The organism is Pseudomonas sp. VA159-2, assembly GCF_024126635.1.
Lineage (GTDB): Bacteria > Pseudomonadota > Gammaproteobacteria > Pseudomonadales > Pseudomonadaceae > Aquipseudomonas > Aquipseudomonas muyukensis.
In genome coordinates, this window is sequence record NZ_JAMYBV010000002.1 from 100155 (window position 1) to 119419 (window position 19265).

The 19265-nt window shown below is 61.7% G+C and carries 17 protein-coding genes, 1 tRNA gene and 2 pseudogenes; 12 read left to right on the forward strand and 8 right to left on the reverse strand.

Going from position 1 to position 19265, the window contains the following annotated elements:
• Positions 1 to 11: 11 nt before the first annotated feature.
• The 8 genes from infC (at position 12) to NJG22_RS02440 (ending at position 5560) form a co-directional block, all read left to right on the forward strand.
• Positions 12 to 545: a translation initiation factor IF-3 gene (gene infC / locus NJG22_RS02405; protein ID WP_031314567.1), complete on the forward strand. Its 534-nt coding sequence runs from the start codon at positions 12 to 14 to the stop codon at positions 543 to 545.
• 63 nt (positions 546 to 608) lie between these two features.
• Positions 609 to 803: a 50S ribosomal protein L35 gene (gene rpmI / locus NJG22_RS02410; RefSeq protein WP_003250667.1), complete on the forward strand. Its 195-nt coding sequence runs from the start codon at positions 609 to 611 to the stop codon at positions 801 to 803.
• A 27-nt stretch (positions 804 to 830) separates the two neighbouring features.
• Positions 831 to 1187, forward strand: a complete 357-nt coding sequence (rplT, locus tag NJG22_RS02415) for a 50S ribosomal protein L20 (RefSeq protein WP_003250671.1) — start codon at positions 831 to 833, stop codon at positions 1185 to 1187.
• Between the two features lie 111 nt (positions 1188 to 1298).
• Positions 1299 to 2315 carry a phenylalanine--tRNA ligase subunit alpha gene (gene pheS, locus NJG22_RS02420; RefSeq protein WP_253092254.1) on the forward strand — a complete coding sequence of 339 codons (1017 nt, stop codon included), beginning with the start codon at positions 1299 to 1301 and terminating at the stop codon, positions 2313 to 2315.
• Between the two features lie 31 nt (positions 2316 to 2346).
• Positions 2347 to 4740: a phenylalanine--tRNA ligase subunit beta gene (gene pheT, locus NJG22_RS02425; RefSeq protein ID WP_253092256.1), complete on the forward strand. Its 2394-nt coding sequence runs from the start codon at positions 2347 to 2349 to the stop codon at positions 4738 to 4740.
• 4 nt (positions 4741 to 4744) lie between these two features.
• Positions 4745 to 5047: an integration host factor subunit alpha gene (ihfA, locus tag NJG22_RS02430; RefSeq protein WP_009394049.1), complete on the forward strand. Its 303-nt coding sequence runs from the start codon at positions 4745 to 4747 to the stop codon at positions 5045 to 5047.
• Positions 5028 to 5384, forward strand: a complete 357-nt coding sequence (locus NJG22_RS02435) for a MerR family transcriptional regulator (RefSeq protein WP_011533210.1) — start codon at positions 5028 to 5030, stop codon at positions 5382 to 5384. Before ihfA ends, NJG22_RS02435 begins: the two co-directional genes overlap by 20 nt.
• Positions 5385 to 5483: 99 nt before the next feature.
• Positions 5484 to 5560: transfer RNA gene (locus NJG22_RS02440), tRNA-Pro, on the forward strand.
• 69 nt (positions 5561 to 5629) lie between these two features.
• On the opposite strand, the gene NJG22_RS24540 is transcribed toward NJG22_RS02440, so the two are convergent.
• Positions 5630 to 5761: a hypothetical protein gene (locus NJG22_RS24540; RefSeq protein WP_290444502.1), complete on the reverse strand. Its 132-nt coding sequence runs from the start codon at positions 5759 to 5761 to the stop codon at positions 5630 to 5632.
• A 575-nt stretch (positions 5762 to 6336) separates the two neighbouring features.
• On the opposite strand from NJG22_RS24540, the pseudogene NJG22_RS02445 reads away from it, so the two are divergent.
• Together NJG22_RS02445 and NJG22_RS02450 are read left to right on the forward strand one after the other, a co-directional pair.
• Positions 6337 to 7443: pseudogene (locus NJG22_RS02445) on the forward strand (IS66 family transposase); the annotation flags it as partial.
• 16 nt (positions 7444 to 7459) lie between these two features.
• Positions 7460 to 8008 carry an AAA family ATPase gene (locus NJG22_RS02450; protein ID WP_253092258.1) on the forward strand — a complete coding sequence of 183 codons (549 nt, stop codon included), beginning with the start codon at positions 7460 to 7462 and terminating at the stop codon, positions 8006 to 8008.
• Between the two features lie 212 nt (positions 8009 to 8220).
• Here NJG22_RS02450 and NJG22_RS02455 read toward each other — a convergent pair whose 3' ends face one another.
• Positions 8221 to 10044 carry a hypothetical protein gene (locus tag NJG22_RS02455; RefSeq protein WP_253092260.1) on the reverse strand — a complete coding sequence of 608 codons (1824 nt, stop codon included), beginning with the start codon at positions 10042 to 10044 and terminating at the stop codon, positions 8221 to 8223.
• A 70-nt stretch (positions 10045 to 10114) separates the two neighbouring features.
• The gene (locus NJG22_RS02460) at positions 10115 to 10537 is read right to left on the reverse strand and encodes a hypothetical protein (RefSeq protein ID WP_253092262.1); all 423 of its coding nucleotides are present in this window, start codon (positions 10535 to 10537) and stop codon (positions 10115 to 10117) included.
• 312 nt (positions 10538 to 10849) lie between these two features.
• On the opposite strand from NJG22_RS02460, the gene NJG22_RS02465 reads away from it, so the two are divergent.
• Together NJG22_RS02465 and NJG22_RS02470 are read left to right on the forward strand one after the other, a co-directional pair.
• A complete protein-coding gene (locus tag NJG22_RS02465) occupies positions 10850 to 11506 on the forward strand; it encodes an HD domain-containing protein (protein WP_253092263.1) in 657 nt (218 codons plus the stop codon).
• A gap of 497 nt (positions 11507 to 12003) precedes the next feature.
• Positions 12004 to 12306, forward strand: a complete 303-nt coding sequence (locus NJG22_RS02470; RefSeq protein ID WP_253092265.1) for a DUF3077 domain-containing protein — start codon at positions 12004 to 12006, stop codon at positions 12304 to 12306.
• Between the two features lie 127 nt (positions 12307 to 12433).
• On the opposite strand, the gene NJG22_RS02475 is transcribed toward NJG22_RS02470, so the two are convergent.
• The 5 genes and pseudogenes from NJG22_RS02475 to NJG22_RS02495 all read right to left on the reverse strand — a co-directional run bounded on the left by NJG22_RS02475 (position 12434) and on the right by NJG22_RS02495 (position 19131).
• Positions 12434 to 13198 carry a hypothetical protein gene (locus tag NJG22_RS02475; RefSeq protein ID WP_217847593.1) on the reverse strand — a complete coding sequence of 255 codons (765 nt, stop codon included), beginning with the start codon at positions 13196 to 13198 and terminating at the stop codon, positions 12434 to 12436.
• 65 nt (positions 13199 to 13263) lie between these two features.
• Positions 13264 to 13539 (reverse strand): annotated as a pseudogene (locus NJG22_RS02480) (PLP-dependent transferase); the annotation flags it as partial.
• Between the two features lie 78 nt (positions 13540 to 13617).
• Complete coding sequence (locus tag NJG22_RS02485; protein ID WP_253092267.1) at positions 13618 to 14502, reverse strand: hypothetical protein; 885 nt, start codon at positions 14500 to 14502, stop codon at positions 13618 to 13620.
• 175 nt (positions 14503 to 14677) lie between these two features.
• The gene (locus tag NJG22_RS02490; RefSeq protein ID WP_253092622.1) at positions 14678 to 15604 is read right to left on the reverse strand and encodes an SCO family protein; all 927 of its coding nucleotides are present in this window, start codon (positions 15602 to 15604) and stop codon (positions 14678 to 14680) included.
• Positions 15605 to 15735: 131 nt separating this feature from the next.
• Complete coding sequence (locus NJG22_RS02495) at positions 15736 to 19131, reverse strand: Ig-like domain-containing protein (protein WP_253092269.1); 3396 nt, start codon at positions 19129 to 19131, stop codon at positions 15736 to 15738.
• Positions 19132 to 19265: the final 134 nt, after the last annotated feature.

Consider the following 19265-nt stretch of genomic DNA (forward strand, 5'->3'; position numbering starts at 1 on the left):
TTAAGCGTGAAATGAGAAACGATAAACGAACTGCACCGAAAGCCCCGATCAACGAGAATATCTCGGCACGCGAGGTTCGGTTAATTGGTGCTGACGGCGAGCAGATTGGCATCGTCTCGATTGATGAAGCGCTGCGTATCGCTGATGAAGCGAAGCTGGATCTGGTGGAAATCTCTGCAGACGCGCAACCGCCCGTCTGCAAGGTGATGGACTACGGCAAGCACCTCTTCGAGAAGAAGAAGCAGGCCAACGAAGCCAAGAAGAACCAGAAGCAGATCCAGATCAAAGAAATCAAGTTTCGTCCAGGGACGGAAGAAGGGGATTACCAGGTAAAACTACGCAACCTGGTACGTTTCCTTAGCGATGGGGACAAGGCCAAGATCTCTCTGAGATTCCGCGGCCGTGAGATGGCCCACCAGGAGCTGGGCATGGAGCTGTTGAAGCGGGTCGAAGCTGACCTCGTGGAATACGGCACCGTTGAGCAGCATCCGAAGATGGAAGGACGCCAGCTTATGATGGTCATCGCCCCCAAAAAGAAGAAGTAATCTCCCGGGCACGGCAGGCCTGATGATTATTGTGTAATTTTTATTCGAATGCGGAGTTCCAACATGCCAAAGATGAAAACCAAGAGCGGTGCTGCGAAGCGCTTCCTGAAGACGGCTTCCGGCTTCAAGCACAAGCACGCTTTCAAGAGCCACATCCTGACCAAAATGTCGACCAAGCGTAAGCGTCAACTGCGCGGTGCCAGCTTGCTGCACCCGTCCGACGTGGCAAAAGTCGAGCGCATGCTGCGCGTTCGTTAATTCTGGTTAAGATAGAGGAAGTTACTCATGGCTCGTGTTAAGCGCGGCGTTATCGCTCGTAAGCGTCACAAAAAAATTCTGAAACTGGCTAAAGGTTACTACGGTGCACGTTCGCGCGTATTCCGTGTAGCCAAGCAAGCGGTCATCAAGGCAGGCCAATACGCCTACCGCGACCGTCGCCAGAAGAAGCGTCAGTTCCGCGCACTGTGGATCGCTCGTATCAACGCCGGTGCCCGCACCAACGGCCTGTCCTACAGCCGTCTGATTGCTGGCCTGAAAAAAGCGTCGATCGAAATCGACCGTAAGGTTCTGGCTGATCTGGCAGTGAACGAAAAAGCGGCGTTTGCTGCGATTGTCGAGAAGGCTAAAGCCGTACTGGCTTAAGTACCCACGACAATCATCCGGCGGCGCCTGCGCCGTCGGGTGTAAAACGTCATCGGATAGGGGAAGAGCCTTCAAAAGCTCTTCCCCTATTTTCGTATCTGGAGTCTGTACATGGAAAACCTGGACGCGCTGGTCGCCCAAGCCCTCGAGGCCGTGGAACGCGCTGAAGACATCACTACCCTGGAACAGATCCGGGTCCAATATCTCGGCAAGAAAGGCGAGCTGACCCAGGTGATGAAGACCCTGGGCAACCTGCCAGCCGAGGAGCGCCCCAAGGTCGGCGCGCTGATCAACGACGCCAAGGAACGCGTCACCGACGTGCTCAACGCACGCAAGGCCGTCTTCGAAGAAGCCGAGCTCAACGCTCGCCTGGCCGCCGAATGCATCGACGTGACCCTGCCAGGCCGTGGCCAGACCACCGGCGGGCTGCACCCGATCACCCGTACTCTCGAGCGCATCGAGCAGTTCTTCACCCACATCGGCTACGGCATCGCCGAAGGCCCCGAGGTCGAAGACGACTACCACAACTTCGAAGCGCTCAACATCCCCGGCCACCACCCGGCCCGGGCGATGCACGACACTTTCTATTTCAATGCCAACATGCTGCTGCGCACCCACACCTCGCCGGTGCAGGTGCGCACCATGGAAAGCACCCAGCCGCCGATTCGCATCGTCTGCCCGGGCCGTGTATACCGCTGCGACTCGGATATCACCCACTCGCCGATGTTCCACCAGGTCGAAGGCCTGCTGATCGACCGCGGCATCAACTTCGCCGACCTCAAGGGCACCATCGAGGAGTTCCTGCGGGTGTTCTTCGAGAAAGAACTGGCTGTGCGCTTCCGCCCGTCGTTCTTCCCCTTCACCGAGCCTTCCGCCGAAGTCGACATCCAGTGCGTGATGTGTTCCGGCAAGGGCTGCCGCGTGTGCAAGCAGACCGGCTGGCTGGAAGTGATGGGCTGCGGCATGGTCCACCCGAACGTGCTGCGCATGTCCGGCATCGACCCGGAAGAGTTCCAGGGCTTCGCCTTCGGCATGGGCGCCGAGCGCCTGGCCATGCTGCGCTATGGCGTCAACGATTTGCGTCTGTTCTTCGACAACGACCTGCGGTTCTTGGCTCAATTCCGCTAGGCCCAATCGACGCAACTTTCAGGAGAACAGCATGAAATTCAGTGAACAGTGGCTGCGCGGTTGGGTAAACCCGCAAGTCTCCCGTGACGAACTGGTCGCCCGCCTGTCCATGGCCGGCCTCGAAGTCGACAGCGTGACCCCCGCTGCCGGCCAGTTCAGCGGCATCGTGGTGGGCGAGATCCTTACCACCGAACAACACCCGGACGCCGACAAGCTGCGCGTGTGCCAGGTGAGCAACGGCGCGGAAACCTTCCAGGTGGTCTGCGGCGCCCCGAATGCCCGTCCAGGCATCAAGATCCCGTTCGCCATGATCGGCGCCGAGCTGCCGGGCGACTTCAAGATCAAGAAGGCCAAGCTGCGCGGTGTCGAATCGTTCGGCATGCTCTGCTCGGCGGCTGAACTGCAGATCAGCGAAGAGAACGACGGCCTGCTGGAACTGGCGGCCGACGCCCCGGTTGGCCAGGACATCCGTCAGTACCTGAACCTGGACGACGCCAGCATCGAGATCGGCCTGACCCCGAACCGCGGTGACTGCCTGTCCATCGCCGGCCTGGCCCGTGACGTCAGCGCCTTGTACGACGTACCGGTCATCCGCCCGACGGTGTCAGCCGTACCGGCTGCCCACGACGAAGTGCGCCCGGTCGAAGTCAGCGCCCCGGCCGCCTGCCCACGCTACCTGGGCCGCGTGATCCGCAACGTCGACCTGAGCAAGCCGACCCCGCTGTGGATGGTCGAGCGCCTGCGCCGCAGCGACGTGCGCAGCATCGACGCCGCCGTCGACATCACCAACTACGTGATGCTCGAACTCGGCCAGCCGATGCACGCCTTCGACCTCGCCGAAATCAACGGCGGCATCCGCGTGCGCATGGCCGAGGAGGGCGAAAAGCTCGTCCTGCTGGACGGCCAGGAAGTTGCCCTGCGCGCCGACACCCTGGTGATCGCCGACCACACCCGCGCCCTGGCCATTGCCGGCGTGATGGGTGGCGAGCACAGCGGCGTCAACACCGAGAAGACCCGCGACCTGTTCCTCGAGAGCGCCTTCTTCGAGCCGATTTCCGTTGCTGGCAAGGCCCGTTCCTACGGCCTGCACACCGATGCTTCGCACCGCTACGAGCGCGGCGTCGATTCGCAACTGGCCCGTGAAGCCATGGAGCGCGCCACCGCCCTGGTGCTGGAGATCGTCGGCGGCGAAGCAGGCCCCGTAGTCGAGGCCGTGAGCGAGCAGCACCTGCCGAACATCGCGCCGATCACCCTGCGCGACGAACGCATCACCCAGATGCTCGGTATGCAAATGCAAGCCGCCCAGGTCGAGCAGCTGCTCAACGCCCTGGAGCTGAAAACCAGCGCCAACGGCGGCTCTGATGGAGAGCCGGAGTGGACTGTCACCGTCCCAAGCCACCGCTTCGACGTCAGCCTGGAAGTCGACCTGATCGAAGAGCTGGCCCGCCTGTACGGCTACAACAACCTGCCAGTCCGTTACCCGCAGGCCCGCCTGGCCCCGCAAGCCCGCCCGGAGACCCGTGGCGAGCTGCCGAACCTGCGCCGCCTGCTGGTCGCCCGCGGCTACCAGGAAGCCATCACCTACAGCTTCATCGACCCGAAACTGTTCGAGCTGTTCACCCCAGGCGTCGAGCCGCTGCTGCTGGCCAACCCCATCTCCAACGACATGGCCGCCATGCGCGCCTCGTTGTGGCCGGGCCTGGTCAAGGCGATGCAGCACAACCTCAACCGCCAGCAAGACCGCGTGCGCCTGTTCGAAAGCGGCCTGCGCTTCGTCGGCCAGCTCGGTGACCTCAAGCAGCAGCCGATGATTGCCGGCGTCGTCACCGGCAGCCGCCAGCCAGAAGGTTGGGCGAACGGTCGCGACGGCATCGACTTCTTCGACGTCAAAGCCGACGTGGAAGCCCTGCTGGGCTACTCGGGTGCCCTGAGCGACTTCAGCTTCGTCGCCGGCAAGCACCCAGCCCTGCACCCCGGCCAGACCGCCCGCATCGAGCGCGACGGCAAGGAAGTCGGCTACCTTGGCGCCATCCACCCGGAGCTGGCCAAGACCCTCGGCCTCGACCGCCCGGTATTCGTCTTCGAGCTGGTGCTCGGCGATGTCGTGGAAGGCCGCCTGCCGAAGTTCAGCGAGCTGTCCAAGTTCCCGGAAACCCGTCGTGACCTGGCCTTGATCGCCGGTCGTGATGTGGCTTCTAGCGCGGTGCTTGAAGTAATTCGTGACAATGCAGGCGAATGGCTCACAGACCTCAGGCTGTTTGACGTCTACCAGGGTAAAGGCATTGATCCTGATAGAAAAAGCCTGGCCGTCGGCTTGACCTGGCAACATCCATCGCGCACTCTTAACGACGATGAGGTGAATGAAACCCTGCAGACTATCCTCACCTCGCTTGAACAAAGGTTGAACACCACGTTAAGGAAATAACGGCATGGGTGCTCTGACGAAAGCTGAGATGGCCGAAAGGCTGTACGAGGAGCTGGGGCTCAACAAGCGCGAGGCCAAGGAGCTGGTCGAGCTGTTTTTCGAAGAAATTCGGCACGCGCTTGAAGATAACGAGCAGGTCAAGTTGTCCGGTTTCGGCAACTTCGACCTTCGCGACAAACGCCAGCGGCCGGGCCGCAACCCCAAGACAGGGGAAGAGATCCCGATCACCGCGCGCCGCGTCGTCACCTTTCGTCCAGGGCAGAAGCTGAAAGCCCGGGTAGAGGCCTATGCTGGAACCAAGCCATAACGACGAGCTGCCCCCCATCCCGGGCAAACGCTACTTCACCATCGGTGAAGTCAGCGAGCTCTGTGCGGTAAAACCGCACGTGCTGCGCTACTGGGAGCAGGAATTCCCGCAGCTCAACCCGGTGAAGCGCCGTGGTAACCGGCGGTACTATCAGCGCCAAGACGTGCTGATGATCCGCCAGATCCGCGCTTTGCTGTATGACCAAGGCTTTACCATTGGCGGGGCGCGGTTACGGCTCTCCAGTGATGAGGTCAAGGATGAGTCCAGCCAGTACAAGCAGCTGATTCGGCAGATGATTGCGGAGTTGGAGGATGTGCTGGTGGTGCTCAAGAAGTGACCAAAGCCGATGAGTGGAAAGTTTTTTGAAAAAAAGCTTCCATTATTCAAAAGGTTAGGTTAAATTCTTCAACGTTCTCAGCGGTACCGAGAATGATGTCGGGGCGTAGCGCAGCCCGGTAGCGCACTTGCATGGGGTGCAAGGGGTCGAGTGTTCGAATCACTCCGTCCCGACCAAAATACTCCAAAGAATCCAGTCACTTAACGGTGGCTGGATTTTTTTATGCCTGGTGGTTTTTAAGGGCTTCAGATTTTTGCCCCCCTTTTTGCCCCACCGGGGATTTGTGCGCTGGTCACTATCTGTGACTTCTTGTTGAGCATGACCGGCTTGCTCAGCGCATCGAACAACGTTGCGGCATCGCTCGCCTTGCTGGGCATGGAGTATCCCGTAACCCATCTGGTGTTCTGCGGTGGTAACCGCGACGACCACGAAGAACTCCTCTTGAATTGAAATCAGGGCTCGGTCACTACGGGGGCATTACGTGGGAGTGGATACCTCGGCTGAACTCCTTAACTGAGGATCCAAAAAAAGGCACGGAAACATTCCGTGCCCTCGCATATTAGTGAATGCCGACAAGTTTATCATTCTTGTCATAGCAGATGGTGTTCGCAATATCCGCCAGCGTTTAGAAATTCCAGTACGTAAATTTCTGGTAGGTATTGCTTAAGCTCCGCCTTAGCAACTTTCTTTTCGTTGATAGTGCACTCATCATCCGCACGTGGGTTGCGCCATGCTTTCTTTACGTCGATGTTTTTGTGGGTTTTGTCATGACGCTTTCTTCAGCCTGACGGGTAACATCACTGGAAGAGCTAAGCCCAATTTGCGCGTCAAGGCTATACGCTCCGATAGTGTCTTTTATACTCGTTGAGCTGATGCCGTGATCGAGTAAAAAATCTTGCAGTATTGTTCGTGCTTGCGCGTAGGTAACCTCTTTTCCTGTTTTGTTGGGGCTGTTGAGCAATATGTACATGGAAAGTGGGCCTGCCGCCAGTGCGAAACACTGATTCAGGCACCGGTGCCCGCCCAAGTTATCGACAAGGGCATTCCTACTGCCGGGCTGCTTGCTCACGTGATGGTGGCCAAGTTCTCCGATCACCTGCCGCTGTACCGGCAAGAAAAGATCTTTGGCCGTGCCGGCTTGGCGATCCCGCGTTCAACGCTGGCTCAATGGGTTGGGCAAACCGGCGTGCAACTCCAGCCGTTGGTGGATGCACTGCGCGAAGCGGTACTGGCGCAGCGAGTTGTGCATGCCGATGAAACGCCGGTGCAGATGCTGGCCCCCGGCGAGAAGAAAACGCACCGCGCGTATGTCTGGGCTTATTGCACGACGCCGTTCTCAGCACTGAAGGCTGTGACCTACGACTTCAGCCCCAGTCGTGCTGGCGAACATGTACGTCACTTCCTTGGCGCCTGGAACGGCAAACTGGTCTGCGATGACTTCGCGGGTTACAAGGCCAGCTTCGAGCTGGGCATCACCGAAATCGGCTGCATGGCCCATGCCCGCCGCAAGTTCTTTGGCCTGCATGTGGCAAACAAGAGCCAACCGGCAGAGCAGGCACTGCACTCGATTGGCGGTCTGTACGAAGTCGAGCGGCAAGCCAAGGAAATGAGCGATGAAAATCGCAGGCGATTACGACAGGAAATGGCGGTGCCCATTGCTGAGAAATTGCATGAGTGGATGCTGGCTCAACGCGCGCTTGTGCCCGAGGGATCGGCCACAGCCAAGGCACTGGATTACAGCTTGAAACGCTGGGTAGCGCTGACGCGCTACCTGGACGATGGTGCTGTGCCCATCGACAACAATCCTGTCGAAGACACGATCAGGCCATGGGCGCTTGGGCGTTCCAATTGGTTGTTTGCCGGATCGCTGCGCAGCGGAAAACGAGCTGCGGCAATCATGAGCCTGATCCAGTCGGCACGCATGAACGGACATGATCCGTACGCGTATCTTAAGGATGTGCTGACAGGGTTACCGACGCAGAAAGCCAGTGAGATCGAGCATCTACTGCCGCATCAGTGGGGTACTATTAATTTATCGGAGATGGCAAACTCGTTTTAGAGTGGCTGAGAGCGAAATGACAAACGAGATGGCACGTTACATTTTGATCACAGGCGCGGCGGGTACCGGCACCTCGACCTTAGCGAAGGTTTTAGCAAAGGAACTTAGCATGCCTCACTTGGAGGCAGATGATTTTTTGTGGCTGCCGAGTAGCCCGTCATATCAATATCTGGCAGACAAAACGCAGCGAGGAGAGCGCTTGCTACAAGAAATGCGCTCTCATGGCCATGCCATAGTTGCCGGATCAGTGATGGGTTGGGGCCAGCCCCTTGAGAATGAATTTGATCTCGTGGTGTTCCTATATCTTCCTGCTGCGCTCAGGCTAGAAAGATTAGAACGTCGAGAGGTAGAGCGCTTCGGTCGAGCAAAGCCAGAGTTTCTGGCTTGGGCTGCTCAGTATGATGAGGGAGGCGTCCCTGGAAGGAGCTTGGGCAGGCATCAGGAGTGGCTGTCTGGGCTTACTTGTGCTGTGTTAAGGATTGAAGGGGACATATCCGTTAAAGATCGGGTACTGGAAATATTGGATGCACTCGACGGGCTAAACCACACCCCGTCGGCTATGTGAACGTGTGTTGGTCATACGCTTACCATTAGCCGTCGCTTTCTCATGCTCATATGCTTCTCGTAAGGAAGAGCCTGTGTGCCAATGGTGAGGTCGCTGAGGATGTGAGCTGCTTCGGCTTGTTCAGTTACTCGGGACACGATCAGCGACTCGCGCCCCGGTCCTGCCTGTGCCAACCTCCCTTTCGCTTACACCAAAGGCTACGATGCTCGCCCTCAGACCGCCCGTTCCAACAGTTGGGCTTCAGCGATTTGCCCGTTCTCATAACGCAGCAGTACCTGACGCTCCCCTTGATCGAACAGCGACTGCTGCAGTTGCTGGGTGTCTCGCGGGCCTTGGGTCAATGCGCTGGTCAGGGCGTCCAGTTGCGCCGTGAAGCCTTGTTTAAGGGAGGCGTCCAGGCTGAACATGCGTGAGCTGGTCAGTTCCATCTGCGAGTTGTAGATGCTCCGGCTCTGGTTGCCGATTTCCTCCAGCTGGCCGAGGCTTTCGAGCGCCTTGGCCGCCTGGGCGCGATAGCGTTGCAGTGGCTCGGCCAAGTAGCGCAAGGCACTACTGACCACTTGCAATTGTGCGGTTTGCAGGTAACCGCTGACCCAGCCTTCCATCTTCGTCAGGCTGTCCTGCAATGCCTGGCGGGTGCTGTCCACACCGAACAGCTTGTCAGCCTGCACAGCCTGGGCGCGCTTCAGTTCTTCGTTCATCTTGCGAGCGAAGTACTGGGCCAGGGAGGTGATCTGGCTATGGTGATTTTCCAATGTCTGGCGGGCAGTGCTGTCGATGCCTTCTTGCGGATAGTGATCGAGCACGCCTTGGGTGTACTCGAACATCCCGGTCAGCTTTTCCCACTGCTTTTCGTCCAGATCGTGCTGCACGGCATCCAGTTGACGCTTGATGGCGTTCAGCTTTTCGTTGATGTCGTGCAGGTGTTTCTGGCCCACCGCCGAGGACACCGCGTTCCACACCGCGCCACTGAGCAGCACGTTCTGCAGGTCTTCAGGCAGCGACAGGCTGGCCTGCTCACTGATCTTGCCGCCGGTACGCACGAAGGCCCGGACGCTGCCGTCGCCGTTGGCGTTCTTGGTCAGTGTCTCGAATGGCAGGCTGCACATCACGTAATTGCCGCTGGCCAGCTCGCCCATGGCGGCCAGGCCGGGCACATTGGCCAGCAGCGGGTTTAGCGCACTGATCTGGTCGGTTGGTAGTGGGCGGTGGGTACCTGCGGGCGGGCGTTGCACTACGTTGAGCTTGAGCAGTGTGCCGCCCTGGTCGTCCTGGATCATCAGGTCGGCCGTGGTCTGGTCGGTGGTGGCCACTGGCTGGGTGTCGGGGCCTGTGGCCGGGGGCATGGCGGGCGTTTCCCGGCGCAGGCGGATCCAGCCCATCTGGGCAACGAAGGGCACGGTCACGCGGTAGGCTTCAGCCACGCTGCTATGCAGGCCCACGCCGGCCGTGAAGGCAGCGCCGAAGGGGTTCAGGCGCAATCCGGTGGTCGCCGCCATGGTGAACAGTGCCGCGCTGCGCGAGGCGGAAAGGCCGATCACGCTGGCGGCCCCTTTGGGCAGCGCCTCTTCAAGTTTGAACAGCCCGGTCAGCACCTTGGTGCTGGTGGCCCGCTCGAAACGCTCGCTGGCCGGCAGCTCCCGCCAGCCTGCACCGAACAGCGCCAGGGCGATCTGGCGTTCCTTGTCCGCCACGCTGGTTGCGCCGCTGCCATTGAGCTTCTGGTACACGTCATTGACGATTTCGGCGTAGGGCACCGCCGATTTCTTCAACAGGCGGCGGGCCAGGTTCATTGCCGAATGCCCGCCGAACTGCTGCAGCTCATGGCCCAGCAGGTCGAGTTGCTGCTTGGTATAGCCCGCGGGTCGCGAGCTGTGCTTGGCCTGTACCAGTTGCTTCTTGATGTCTGCATCCAGGCCGGCGCGGCCCCGGGAGAAGTCGGTGATGATGTCCACCAGGATGTCCACTTCTTCGGGCGTGGCGCTGATGAGGCTGGTGAACAAGTCGTCGTCGCAATCGATTCCTGAGGTTGCCATCGTGTGTCCTTACCTTCTGAACGGTGTATCGGGAAGAGGGAGCGGGCGCCCCGTGCGGGTTGGGGGGTGTTCAAGGCACCAGCCAGGTGCTGGTCGGCTTGGCATCTCGCTGAATGGCGACAGCCTGGCAGTGCTCCAGTATCGGCAGGATGTAGGTGATGACGACGGTGCCTGGACGGCCATCGGGTTGGCGTCGAGCGGCGTGGCAAAGTGGGCCGGCGTTATCTGGCGCTTTATTGGAGCGAATCTCCACAGCGTGTGCTTCACCGAAGTGTCGGTTGCTGGCCAGGTAATCCAGCGTTTGCTGGAAGGCCGCGCGGGTCAGGGTGATCGAGCTGTTGTTTGCGCCGGTTACCACGCGTACGTGGTTGTCGTAGACCGCCGCGATTCTGAAACGGGTATTGCTGGCGTTGGAGGGCGTTTGCAGCTCCGTGCCCTGCAAGCGGCTGATCAGTGCCCAGAGAGTGTTATCGACCTGGGTAATGTGCTGCATGGCGTCACTCCTTGTTGTTCGCTGGCCGTCTCCCTAGAGTAACGTGGCTTGATGTCCGAATGACATCATCCTTTGGACTTATCCGTGTGACGGTCCAAGGGGGCCTGTAACCGCAATGAGAGTTGCCACGGGGCCAGACCGCGTGCCGCCTGCATCGCGGGGCGAGTCCTTTCCCACGATGATTCCCTGTACTGCCGGCGGCTCTGGCGCCAATCTGGCAGGCCTGTATCCTTGCCTTCTATCAGCCCGCACAGACCTCTGCCGTCCGTGTCAGGCAATGTAATCAGGGATGATCAATGGAATGCAGCAAAGATGACTACCGAAGCTTTTGCCCCCTTCCAGCACTTGGCTGCTGACCTGTTCAAGCATTTACCGACGGACCAGGAGGATGGCTCCCACGACCTGTCCCATATCCATCGTGTCTGGGTCAATGCGCAACGGATCCAGCGCGTGGAAGGTGGCGACCTGGAAGTGTTGCTCGCAGCGACTGTGCTGCATGATTGTGTCGCGGTGGAAAAGAACTCGCCGTTGCGTGGGCAGGCATCGACGCTGTCCGCGCAAAAGGCATCGTCGATTCTGGCTGAGAGGGGCTGGCCCTTGCCGCGTATCGAGCAAGTGGCGCATGCGATCAAGACCCACAGCTACTCGGCAGGTTTCGAGCCCTTGACCCTCGAGGCCAGAATTCTGCAAGACAGTGATCGGCTGGACGCGATTGGTGCTGTGGGTATTGCCCGGTGTTTCTACGTTTCCGGGCGAATGGGGGCGGCGCTGTATGATTTCCAGAACCCCAGCGCGCAAGGTCGGGATTACCAAGATGCGAGGTATACGCTCGAGCACTTCCATACCAAATTGCTCAGGCTGGCATCAGGTTTTACAACCGGTGAAGGGGCTCGCCTTGCTGCTGAGCGGCATGCGCGGCTTGAGGTGTTTGTTGCCGATTTCATGGATGAAATCGCGGGGCAGGGCTGAAACTACCGGGACCGTTTTGCGATCCTTGCGCGACGCAAGGCCGCCCCTGCAATCAGGGCGACGGTTAGTGCCTGGTCACGAAAAGCCCGGCGCTTGGCCGGGCTTGGGGACCGCTTTCAAAGCAATCTTCACCGAAATGCTGCCTGTCTATCTCACCAGGGCAGGCTCCCGAGATTATCGAGACCAGGTGAGCTGACGATTACTGCTGACATCGTACGAAATACGAACGCCGGGCAAGGGCTGTAGCGTTCCTACATCGTGCATTCCGGTGTTGCTGTAGGCCATTTCCTAAAGGCCCATTTCCACCCGTTTGGCCATTGTGGCGGGGTGAGTCCGGGCTTTAGTCTCGCCTTGCCCGTCGCGCTTCAGCGGCAGGGGGCGATCCGGCTACTGGGCAGAGCATCACGCACGGATCGCGTGGTCTGGCCTGGTCGGCTCCAGGCGCTGGGCGTGGCGGGCTCTTGATTTTCCTACCGGGTATTACAGGGGGGCAGCGAGTGAACAAGGACGATTGGCCGCAAGGCCAGGGGCAATTGAAGATCGTCAGCCTGGCGGCACGTGCCGGGCGACATTCGATTCGCAACTGGGTACAGGCGATACCGGGCTTGCCAACGCGGGAGGTACTGCAGGAGACCGCGGTCATCCTTGGCGTGATCACGGGCCTCACGCAGCAGGCACTGGTCAAGCCACGCGAGGCACAGACGCTGATGCGCGCCACCTACTACCTCAGCGGGCTGGCCAAGGCGATGATCGATGGGCAGTTGCCGGTGGTGCGGGGCGAGAAGGGCGAAGGGGAGTGAGCACCTTTCAAGAGCCGCTTTCGGGCAAACGAAAGCGGCTTTTTTGTTGACTCTGTTCACTGTGGCTTGCGTGGGAACGGGCTTGCCCCGCGATTGCAGTGTCCGCCGCCATGTGCCAATCGGTGCCTCAGGCCCGGCGCAAGGCTGCGGCCAGGGCAACGGTCAACAGCACCGCCAGCAGCATCGCCAGGGTAATGGTCACGGCAACCCCCAGCGGCTCGAGCAGTGCTGCCACGGCCAGGTAGAACGCAATCACCCCCACCGCGCCAATCGCATTGCCCCGCACCATCGCCGCCATGCCTGCCCGGCCGGCCTGCAGATGGGCGAACACCATCAACGGCCAGGCAATCACCGGGATGGGCGCGAGCATGCCGCTGGTGGCTGGCCCCAGCCAACTGGCCAGGCTGGTGGTGACCATCAGCAAGGTGGTGGCGGACACCATGCGCAAGGGGATTTCCCAATAACGGTGGCGCGCTCGGGCCAGGGTGTCGGGCTTGGGTTCGCGGCCGCTGGCGCGGATCAGCACACCGATCAGCAGCAGTGCCACGGCCACCGACACATACAGGTTGCCCCAATGGGTAAAGGCATAGGCCGCCAGCCCGTAGAACAGCACTGCCAGCAGCACCGCCGGGGCCAGCTCGACCTTGCGCGTGGCGTACAGGTAGAAGGCATAGGTGGCCTGCACCGCCGCCAGGCCGCCCAGCGCGCCGGGTACCGCGTTCAGGGCGAATGCGCTGCCCTGTTCCAGGCTCAGGAAGGTCATCACCAACCCCGAGGTGATCGGCAGGCCGGACAGCAGGCCGCCCAGCAGGCTGCCCCAGCGGCGCGCGGCGAGGGAGATGGCCCACATCAGCAGCGGGGTGACCAGCAGTTTCAGGTAAAGCAGGGTCATTGCGGGGTATCCAGGCTTGCAGAACGTGCGCCCGCCGTTGGCATTGGGCGGGCGCGGATGGCTCGGCCGCGGCTGGCCCCCAGTGCCTGGGCCAGGTCGGCGATGATGTCGTCGCTGTGTTCGATGCCCATCGACAGGCGCGCCATGTCCCGCGGCACACCGGCCTTGGCCAGCGCTGGGTCGTTGAGCTGGCGGTGCGGGGTGGAGGCGGGGTGGCAGGCCAGAGGCTTGGCGTCGCCGATATTGACCAGTCGCATCAGCAGTTGCAATGCATCGATGCAGCGCACGCCGGCCACCTGGCCGCCCGGGATGCCGCACAAGAGGATCGACGCGGTCTTGCCCGCGTCCATCGCGGTTGCGCTTGCAGGTAATGGGCTGCCGAGGCATGGCCGCGACACCCCGCTAACCAGGCCAAGCGCTCATTCAGTTGGGGCATGAGCACTGGCTTTGGTCAGGCGCGACAAACCCCGCATGAGGCGCTGCCTGATGCCATGATGAAGCAACAGTGGCAGGATATTCACCAGCAATACCGCGCCCAGATAGCTCGCCGACAGCGAGGTCGCGCGCAGATGGATGGCTATCGACAGCAGGGCGATCAGCACCAGGGCCCCGCGCCTGGCGGGGGTGACCGCTGGGTTGTCGTTCAATACGTAGCCGCCTAGCGCCAGCAGGAACGCAACGACGAAACCGAGCAGGGCGCCCACATACTGCGCCTGGCACGGTATGGCAATGAAATCGCGGCTGGCCGCGATCGTCAGGCCAACCACGCCAGCCAATGACGACATCATCACGAAGCAAAACAGCGCAGGCAGGTTTCGCCTTAGCCACGCGTACGCCAATGCTTCTTCCTGGGCTTCCCTTCGACGCGACTTGTTGGTGGTGACAAAGGCCGCCAACAGGCCGGCACCATAGCCACCCAGGGTCATGGCGGCGAAGTTGGTCAGCACCCCGGCCAGGTCGATGCGGATGGTATGGTTATCGGCTTGATCCAACTTGTTCTTTTTCGTTCCGAGCAGGGCGCTGCGAACTTCATCGCTGATGTCTTCGCGCTTGAGTTGTTCATCGATCGCTGTGACTTCCTGCGCAATCACCGTCAAGGCCCGTTTGGCTTGGAGGCTGTCGGCCGTCACCGAGAAGAAGATCAACAAGGCACCTATGGTGGCGATCATGAAGCCCGCGAGATAACTCCAGGAAGTTCTGAGCTTGTACGGGATTGCGGCCGCGACAATCGCGAACAATGCCCAGACCAGGATAATTTGCAGATGGAATGCAGGCCCAGCGTCATTGAGCAAGGGGGTAAGCATGTACTGCTTGAGCACACTTGAAAGCGATAGGGGGCAGCCAGTCGGGATTACGTGCATCGTGCTTGTCTGGTACGCGTGGATACCAGTTTGCTCCTCAGTAGGTGACGCACTAGCTTAGCGCGAGGTGCTGGCTAAATGATATTGGCTGGCGCAGCGTCTTGACGCTCGCTGGCGCTCAACGCTGCGCCGAAGGGGTTTGCCGACGCTGGGTTTCCTCGTCGAGATAGCTGAGCAGCGCAGATACTTCGAGCTCCCCCAAGCGCATGTTCGGCATCGCCAGCTGGTTGTACTGCTGGTACAGCAACATGGCCAGCGGGTCTTTCTCTGCCAGCATCCGGTCCGGTTCCATCAGCCAGCGTTTCAACCAGGCCTCGTCGCGCTGGCGGGTGATCCCGAGCAGGTCCGGGCCAAGTGCGCGGGTGGCTCCGGGCTCGGCGTCGCCGAGGGTGTGACACGATGAACAGCGGGTCCTGAACAGTTGCTCGCCGGCACTGGGTGGGCGGATCTGCGGGGCCTGGGCCTGGCTGTAGTCGTGGTGCTGGGCGCTGGCGGTCTTCCAGTTGTGCAGGCTGTTGGCCAGGCGGTCGGCGAGGATGTACGGGCTTTCGAAGGGCGAGGCCTTCATCCAGCGGCCGGTGGCCTGGTTGCCGATGATCAGGCTGAGGTTGTGGTCTTTGCTTCGGCCGTTCTCCAGGCCCTCGATGTACAGGCCCAGGCTGCGGCGCAGTTGCTCGATGTCGGCGGCATCGCCGGTGAGCAGGGTCCAGCCGGGGCCGATGGCGAACTGCTGGGCGTAGCGCTTGAGGGTGGCGGGGGTGTCGTTGTAGGGGTCGATGCTGATGGAGTAGAAGAAGATGTCCTGGCCGACGCGCTCGCCCAGCAGCTTCTGCACCTGGCGCAGGCGCGCGGTCTCCACCGGGCAGGAGTCGCCGCAGCCGGTAAAGATGAAGTTGATGGCCACCACCTTGCCTTTGAGCAGGTCGTCGAAGAAACGCACCTTGTCGCCGTCCTGGGTGAGCAGGACGACGTTGGGGAAGTAGTCGGCGCCCCAGGGCGTGGCTTGCGCGGGCGTGGGAGGCAGTGAGCAGGGCAGGCAGAGCATCAGCAGCAGCAGGCACAGCAGGCGGCACATGATTCGACCCTCTCGATCAAGCGGGATGACCTGGGAGCAGGATGGCGTGGAGCGGGCTTGCCGCGCACGCCGGCAAGCCCGCTGCCACGCCCGTCACAACATCAGCGCACGCTCACCGGCACGGTCACGCTCTGCCCCAGTGCCGATTTCACCGTCACCGAGGGTGGCGAGGCCGGGCCGCTGCCGGTGGTGGTCACCGACAACCGCCAACGGCCGCCGCTGCCGCTGGCACTCAAGGTGGCGACCCCCAGCTCCAGCGGGCCGCTGGTGGTGTTGGTGGTCACGCGGATGCTGTTGCCGCTGTACACCGTGGTGGTACCGGCGATGTCCCAGGTCCAGCGGCTGTTGCTGCGTAATTGCACGCTGGCGCTGCTGACCTGGATCTCGTCCATCGGCAGCGCTGGCGACACCGCGATGCTCACCGTGGCCGGGGCCAGCGACTCGAGGCCTTTGGCATCGCGGGCGGCGTAGGTGAAGCTGGCGGTGAACGGGCTGGCGACCGTGGCTGGCGGGGTGTAGGTCACCTGGGTGGCGTTGCTGCTGGTTACGCCCTGGCCGGAATCGGGCTGGGCCAGGCTGCTGACGCTCAGCGGCAGGTTGCCGTCGGGGTCGGTGTCGTTGGCCAGCACGTTGAGCACCAGCGGCTTGCCCGCGGTAGTGGCGGCGCTGTCGTTGACGGCCACCGGTGGCTTGTTGGCGTCGTTGCCCGGGCCGCTGCTTGCGGTGCGGAAGCTCGGCAGGGCCGCGGAATTGACGTATTGCACGCCATCCCAGCCCGGCAGTGGGGTCGGCATCAGCTGGAACTGGCCAGGGTGCTCCAGGTCCCAGCGCAACAGCATGGACGTATCCTCGTGCTGGGTATTGTGGCAGTGCTCCATGTAGGTGCCGGCGAACTCACGGAAACGAATGGCCACTTCCAGTTCTTGCGAGGAATCGGTGTCCTCGCCGATGCGGTAGACATCCTTGCGCGCCCACTTTTCCCACTCCGGCGGCGCCTTGCCGTCGCGGCTGAGGATCACGCCTTCCTCGAAGTGCACATGCACCGGGTGGCTCCAACCGTTGCCGCCGTTCTTGATCTTCCACACTTCCAGCGTGCCGTCGCCGCTGAAGCCGCCGTCGGTGGCTTCGTTGGCCAGTTGCGGGGCGGCGCTGATACGCCGCGGGTCCATGCTGTAGCCGAAGCCACCGTCGGTCTTGATGGTCCAGGGGGCGCTGTCGGTGCCGTCGGAGCGGCCGAACAGGAACTCGCGATGGCGCGCGGCCTGGATCTTGGCCTGGTCGCTGGCGCTGTTGCGGTCGATCGGCAGCGGGATCATGGTCAGGCCGGCGGCCTTGCCAGGTTTGGCTGGTTCATACAGGGCCGGGTTCATGCTGACATCCTGGCCGCTGTAGGGTTGCACGATCAGTTGCAGGAACTTGCCGACCACCGGGTCGCCGCCGTCCCATTCCGGGCCCTTGCTGGTCTGCTTGATCACCGCCTTGTACTGCCCGGACAGCACGTCGGCCAGGGGGATGGCCCGGCTCGGGCCTTTGCCGCTTTCGTGCTCCATCAGGTTGACGAAATACAGCTTGTCGCCGACGGCAATGCCGTTGCGGGCGAAGTTGATGATGATGTCGTAGCGCTCGGCAATGCCTTGCAGCGGCAGGATGGCGTTGTTGTCCTGCAGGTCGCCGTTGCCGTTGAGGTCCATGCTGCCGTCGAACGGCACGGCGTGTTCCATGATGTTGCCGTCGTTGCCGATCATGTGGAACGGCACGCGGTTATAGGACAGGTTGGAGCCGGCCGGGCCCTTGAACTCGCCGCTGTTGCCGGCCACCTCACGGACCACGGCGAACTTGAAGTAGCGCGACACCGAGCCGTTGAGGATACGAAAGCGATAGCTGCGCGCGCGCACCTTCAACTTGGGCTGGTACTGCCAGTTGACCAGGATCTGGTCACCGAGGAAGCCGTCGGTGTTGAACGGGTTGAACCACAGTTGGCCGGCGGCATCCCAGGCCTTGTCCGCCACCAGCAGGTTGACGTCGTAGTCGCGGTTGCCCCAGGGCATGGCGCTACCACTGGGAAAACGCAGGTTGACGCCGTCCTGCAAGGCTTCGTTGCCGCGGTCCAGCGCCGAGTAGTAGTTCATCATCACCGCGTTGCCCTTGTAGACGTTCTGCGCGGTGAAATCGAGCATGTGGTCGTGGAACCAGTGGCTGCTCATGGTCTCGCGCCAGTCGCCGCGAATCTTGATGCTGCCGTTCTCGCAGGTTTTCAGGCCGGGCGAGGTGTCGTTGACGTACAGGGTTTCGCCCGGCGCGCAGGGGAACGCCGCGCGCGGGTCCTGGGCGCGGGTGTTGATGGTGTCGTAGCCGGCCAGCTGGATCGGCCAGCGGTAGTCATAGTACTGGCCTGGGAAGAAGTAGGCGTTGGCGAAGCCGTCGCTCTCGGCCGGCGAGTGACCGTTGTGCTCGTGGGTGGAGATGGTGTGCAGGCCGAAGCCATTGTTGGCCGAGGGGTCGATGGGCAGGGCGTTGTAGTGGCGCATCAGCAGCGGCTGGCCGTAGCGCACCATCAACAGCTTGACCGGGAAGGTGCCGTCGAAGGTCCATAGTGCCTTGTGGTTCTGTAGCGGCATCCTGGGGTGGAAACGCGTGTCGATGCCCTTGGTGGTCCCCAGGGTGGTGGGGATGTCGGAGGTCTGGTAGTACAGGCCGCCGGGGGCGAATTCGCCCTTGGCGTAGTTGTGCAGTTGCTTGCGGTCGCGCAGGCCCTGGTTGATGCGCGCGCCGGCCTGGGCGGTCTTGAACGCGGCCTGCGGGTAGAACTCGTTCCAGCGCTGGTGCGACCAGCCTTTTCCTGGCGGCCGCCCTTCGGCGGGCGAACCGACGCCGCTGCGGTTGAGGAACATCTCGATCTGCGCTTTCCATGGGTTGCGGTCGAGCACGTTGGCGTACTGCGACGGGAACGGCGTCAGCCCCGGCTGAGTGAGGAAGGCCTCCAGGGCATTGCCGTTGGGGCTGCTGCGCGCGGCGTAGTCGGGGTCTTGCGCGGGCGCGGCACCGATCACGGGGGGCGGGAACGTCAGCGCGTAGGGCGGGGTGGCCGGGTCGAGCTTCTCCGGGCCGAACTCCTCGAACAGCAGCAGTTGCTGGGTGAACGGCTCGGCGCCGAACAGTGGGCTGGGCTTGCCGTTGGTGGGGTACTTGCGCGAGGTCTGTAAGGTGGGGGGCAGCACGTTGTTGCTGGTCACCGTGGCGCGGTCGCCATAGGCGCCGTTGCTGAGTTCCAGCGCGCCCTGGTTGGCCTCGGGCATGGTCTGCAGTGCGTCCAGCGCCGCCGCTGCATCCACCGGGTTGGCTGGCGGATCGCTGTAAGCGGACGGGTCGGTGGGGGGAGGCGGGCTCACGTCGTCGAGCGACCCCGCGACCGCGCCGGCCAGCCCGAGGCTGAGCAGCAGTGCCGTGAGGGAAGACAACCTGAACACTGGGAAGGAGGTTGCTGCTGGTTTGTTCATTGCCGTATGCCCCGTGTTGTGCAGACCGGCATCTGGGCCACCGCACGGGGTGGCGATGTGCCTTGCAGGGGCTTGAGCAATGGCTGTGCCAAGAGAAAAAGGGCGAAAAGCTGCATGTTTCAAGATGTTGCAAT

Excerpts from the sequence above, each read along its gene's own strand:
- infC (WP_031314567.1), top strand. The coding sequence starts at position 12 with ATGAGAAACGATAAACGAACTGCACCGAAAGCCCCGATCAACGAGAAT.
- rpmI (WP_003250667.1), top strand. The coding sequence starts at position 609 with ATGCCAAAGATGAAAACCAAGAGCGGTGCTGCGAAGCGCTTCCTGAAG.
- rplT (WP_003250671.1), top strand. The coding sequence starts at position 831 with ATGGCTCGTGTTAAGCGCGGCGTTATCGCTCGTAAGCGTCACAAAAAA.
- pheS (WP_253092254.1), top strand. The coding sequence starts at position 1,299 with ATGGAAAACCTGGACGCGCTGGTCGCCCAAGCCCTCGAGGCCGTGGAA.
- pheT (WP_253092256.1), top strand. The coding sequence starts at position 2,347 with ATGAAATTCAGTGAACAGTGGCTGCGCGGTTGGGTAAACCCGCAAGTC.
- ihfA (WP_009394049.1), top strand. The coding sequence starts at position 4,745 with ATGGGTGCTCTGACGAAAGCTGAGATGGCCGAAAGGCTGTACGAGGAG.
- NJG22_RS02435 (WP_011533210.1), top strand. The coding sequence starts at position 5,028 with ATGCTGGAACCAAGCCATAACGACGAGCTGCCCCCCATCCCGGGCAAA.
- NJG22_RS24540 (WP_290444502.1), bottom strand. The coding sequence starts at position 5,761 with ATGCCCAGCAAGGCGAGCGATGCCGCAACGTTGTTCGATGCGCTGAGC.
- NJG22_RS02450 (WP_253092258.1), top strand. The coding sequence starts at position 7,460 with ATGACAAACGAGATGGCACGTTACATTTTGATCACAGGCGCGGCGGGT.
- NJG22_RS02455 (WP_253092260.1), bottom strand. The coding sequence starts at position 10,044 with ATGGCAACCTCAGGAATCGATTGCGACGACGACTTGTTCACCAGCCTC.
- NJG22_RS02460 (WP_253092262.1), bottom strand. The coding sequence starts at position 10,537 with ATGCAGCACATTACCCAGGTCGATAACACTCTCTGGGCACTGATCAGC.
- NJG22_RS02465 (WP_253092263.1), top strand. The coding sequence starts at position 10,850 with ATGACTACCGAAGCTTTTGCCCCCTTCCAGCACTTGGCTGCTGACCTG.
- NJG22_RS02475 (WP_217847593.1), bottom strand. The coding sequence starts at position 13,198 with ATGACCCTGCTTTACCTGAAACTGCTGGTCACCCCGCTGCTGATGTGG.
- NJG22_RS02485 (WP_253092267.1), bottom strand. The coding sequence starts at position 14,502 with ATGCTTACCCCCTTGCTCAATGACGCTGGGCCTGCATTCCATCTGCAA.
- NJG22_RS02490 (WP_253092622.1), bottom strand. The coding sequence starts at position 15,604 with ATGCTCTGCCTGCCCTGCTCACTGCCTCCCACGCCCGCGCAAGCCACG.
- NJG22_RS02495 (WP_253092269.1), bottom strand. The coding sequence starts at position 19,131 with ATGAACAAACCAGCAGCAACCTCCTTCCCAGTGTTCAGGTTGTCTTCC.